Source organism: Enterococcus raffinosus, assembly GCF_001886185.1.
GTDB lineage: Bacteria > Bacillota > Bacilli > Lactobacillales > Enterococcaceae > Enterococcus_A > Enterococcus_A raffinosus.
On sequence record NZ_JXLA01000081.1, the window covers coordinates 1 to 3,339 of the forward strand.

Consider the following 3,339-nt stretch of genomic DNA (forward strand, 5'->3'; position numbering starts at 1 on the left):
CCCGTTCTCACGGGTGGATGTGTTACTTTGTAGGAACAGTGAAGAAGGCTTTCCCTATACCGATTGCTTGGACTACCGATGTGAATGCAGCCGCCTATGGAGAAGCTGTTTTTGGAAACGGAAAGGGCCGCTCAAACATCGTTTATTATACGATCGGAACGGGTATCGGTGGCGGTGCATTGCAATACGGGCGTTTTATCGAAGGCTTCAGCCATCCAGAAATGGGACATATGCTTGTTGATCGGCATCCAAAGGACACTTATGAAGGAAATTGTCCGTTCCACAAAAATTGCTTAGAAGGAATGGCATCTGGTCCAGCTATCGAAAAGAGAGCAGGAAAAAAAGGGCAAGAACTGAGTGAAGAAGATGAGCAATGGGAGCTGGAAGCATACTACCTTGCGCAATGTGCCTACAATACGACACTTATGCTCTCGCCCGATGTCATTATTTTTGGCGGAGGAGTCATGAAGCAATGCCATGTGTTAGAGAAAATGAAAATAGCCTTCAAAGAACTGTTGAATAGTTACGTTGAAGTACCAGAGCTCGATCAATACCTTGTTCTCCCGAAATTAGGAGACAACGCGGGAACTTATGGATGTCTGGCATTAGCAAAAGAACAGCAGCTGCATTCTTAATAGAGAAGAAATGGGTGAACACATATGACAGAACTAAGCTTGAAACATATTCATAAAAAATACGACAACGCAGAAACGTATTCAGTAACTGATTTTGATTTAGAGATCAAAGACAAAGAATTTATTGTGTTTGTTGGTCCATCAGGCTGCGGGAAATCGACGACCTTGCGAATGATCGCTGGTTTAGAAGATATCTCGGAAGGGGATTTTACGATTGATGGTCAGCGGATGAATGATGTAGCTCCCAAAGACCGAGATATCGCTATGGTTTTCCAGAATTATGCGCTGTACCCACATATGACCGTCTTTGATAACATGGCATTTGGCCTAAAACTTCGTAAATATGAAAAAAGCGAAATCACGAAACGAGTAGAAAATGCAGCAGAAATTTTGGGGCTTTCAGACTATTTGTATCGAAAACCAGCGGCCCTGTCTGGCGGACAGAGGCAGCGTGTTGCATTAGGAAGGGCGATTGTTCGAGATGCTAGAGTCTTTTTGATGGATGAGCCATTATCGAATTTAGATGCTAAATTAAGAGTTTCGATGCGGGCCGAGATCGCAAAGCTGCATCAGCGCCTAGAAACGACAACAATCTATGTGACTCATGACCAGACTGAAGCAATGACGATGGCTGATCGGATCGTCATCATGAAAGACGGTGTGATCCAACAAGTTGGCTCTCCGCAGGAAGTTTATAATACACCAGTGAATGTTTTTGTGGCAGGATTTATCGGCTCACCAGCAATGAATTTCTTTCAAGTGATATTGAAAGACGGGGTGCTAACGAATAATCATGGATTAAAACTCACGATTCCCGAAGGAAAAAATAAAGTATTAAAAGAAAAAGGCTATGAAGGCAAAGAAGTCATATTTGGGATTCGTCCAGAAGATATTCATGGCGAACAAATCGCTCTTGATGCCGCACCTCAATCGACAGTCCGTGCACAGGTAGTCGTTTCAGAATTGTTAGGGGCAGAAACGATGCTTTATTCGGTTATCGGTGATACTGAATTTGTCGCAAAAGTGGATGCGAGAAACTTTCACGAACCGGGGGCTTATGTCGACTTGGCCTTTGATCTGAATAAGGGAAATTTCTTCGATAAAGAAACGGAGGCAGTTATCAAACTGCCATAATAATGAGGTGACAGAGTTTCTTCTCGAAATAAGAGAGGAAACTCTGATCTATGTGAGACTAATTTATAGTAGTGAAATTATTCAATCCAGGGATAGTTTGAACTATAAATCTAATTGGAAAGATTTAGTTGAATTTTCTATATATATTCATTATATAAATATATATTATTATCATGAAGCCTAATCATCTTAATCGGTGATTGGGCTATTTTGTTGTCTAAAGGAGGATTAAGCAATGTTCGATACACAAGAAAATCGCTATATCACAAGGGGAGTGAACGAACAAGTACCAAAGGAAATGCAGCAACGTTGTTTTCAGTTGATTGATGAAAAGGCAAAACAAACAGAGATTCAGTTGGATTATCTACAAATCTTTGAGTTCAATCGAGATGATCAGAGGGGGACGATCACGATTATCCATCGTCAAGAAGAACCATTCTTCATTGATTATGATGAATGTCGAATAACGGATACTTTAGCAAGTTTCCAAATAAAAAAGCTATGGGTGAGTGATGATCATACACATCAGACGATGTTGTTGCCCGAAGAGTATTGATTGCACATAGTAAGTACAAGAGTAAGAAATTTCAAAAATTAACTGAAAGAAGGACTTGACAATGACAAAATCAGAAGTTAAATGTGAACCCAAAAAACGTGTAAATATCGTCTCTTTGCAATTAGTAAAGGAATCATCCGTACTGTATGCAGGAAGAAAATGCAATAGTCCACAAGCGTTGTATGAGTTATTTTCTCCTTTTATAGAGCATAAAGATAGGGAATTCTTAGTGATGGCGGGCCTTTCCCAAAAGCTTGAACCTACCATTATTCAAACGATCCATATTGGCACTATTAACCAATCGGTAGCTTATCCAAGAGATATTTTAAAAGCAGCATTGTTATCCAATAGCGTGTCAATTTGCATCGCACATAATCATCCGTCGGGAGACGTTACCGCTTCGCTCGCGGACATTCAACTAACCGCTCGTTTAGAAAAGGCTGCTAAGTTATTACAGATTAGATTACAAGATCACATTATTATTGGCTCAGGTGGAGAATATCTGTCGATGAGAGCTGAAGGACATATTAAGGATGAAGAGTAACCCTAATGGCTATCAATGGTCATTAGGGTTTTCTTTTTGCGGAGAGAGGACGGGGAGAAATGTTACATCAAGTAATCAACATACTAAAAGAACAAACAGGGATTGAAACAACTGAAAAGGACTGGGGCTTCGAATCGGTTACTGCTGAACGTGAAGAACTAGACCCAGCAATTATTCAGATAAGCAAAACGGAGTTACCATCTCTAGTTATGACTCATTTGTTCGTATATGTGGATCAAGAATCAGGCAAGGATTACGTGGTGTACTTCCTAACGGATATAAACAGTGAGCACGAATTTACTCGTGGGTTATTAATAGAAGGAAAGCTTCAATGGGATTTAAATGGTGGGTCCCATGATTAGCCCTGAAATATGGAAAACAATAGCTGAATGCCTACAGGACATTCTATTGGCGTTAGAGAAAAATGAAAGGATCGGTGATAACGATGAAGTGGTTCAGATTGATTGCGA

5 protein-coding genes are annotated in these 3,339 nt (G+C 40.4%); all 5 read left to right on the forward strand.

What is annotated here, in order from left to right; all coding sequences use genetic code 11:
* The coding region (locus RV13_RS20105) for an ROK family protein (protein WP_071875999.1) at positions 1 to 635 on the forward strand (635 nt) is incomplete at its 5' end.
* Between the two features lie 24 nt (positions 636 to 659).
* Positions 660 to 1,769 (forward strand): ABC transporter ATP-binding protein, encoded by a 1,110-nt coding sequence (locus RV13_RS20110; protein ID WP_060789648.1) that lies wholly within the window; start codon positions 660 to 662, stop codon positions 1,767 to 1,769.
* A 235-nt stretch (positions 1,770 to 2,004) separates the two neighbouring features.
* Positions 2,005 to 2,325 (forward strand): DUF960 family protein, encoded by a 321-nt coding sequence (locus tag RV13_RS20115; RefSeq protein WP_071876000.1) that lies wholly within the window; start codon positions 2,005 to 2,007, stop codon positions 2,323 to 2,325.
* A gap of 61 nt (positions 2,326 to 2,386) precedes the next feature.
* Positions 2,387 to 2,869, forward strand: coding sequence for a JAB domain-containing protein (locus tag RV13_RS20120; protein ID WP_010746976.1), 483 nt, complete (start codon positions 2,387 to 2,389; stop codon positions 2,867 to 2,869).
* A gap of 59 nt (positions 2,870 to 2,928) precedes the next feature.
* Complete coding sequence (locus RV13_RS20125; protein ID WP_060789647.1) at positions 2,929 to 3,231, forward strand: hypothetical protein; 303 nt, start codon at positions 2,929 to 2,931, stop codon at positions 3,229 to 3,231.
* The last annotated feature ends 108 nt before the right edge of the window (positions 3,232 to 3,339 follow it).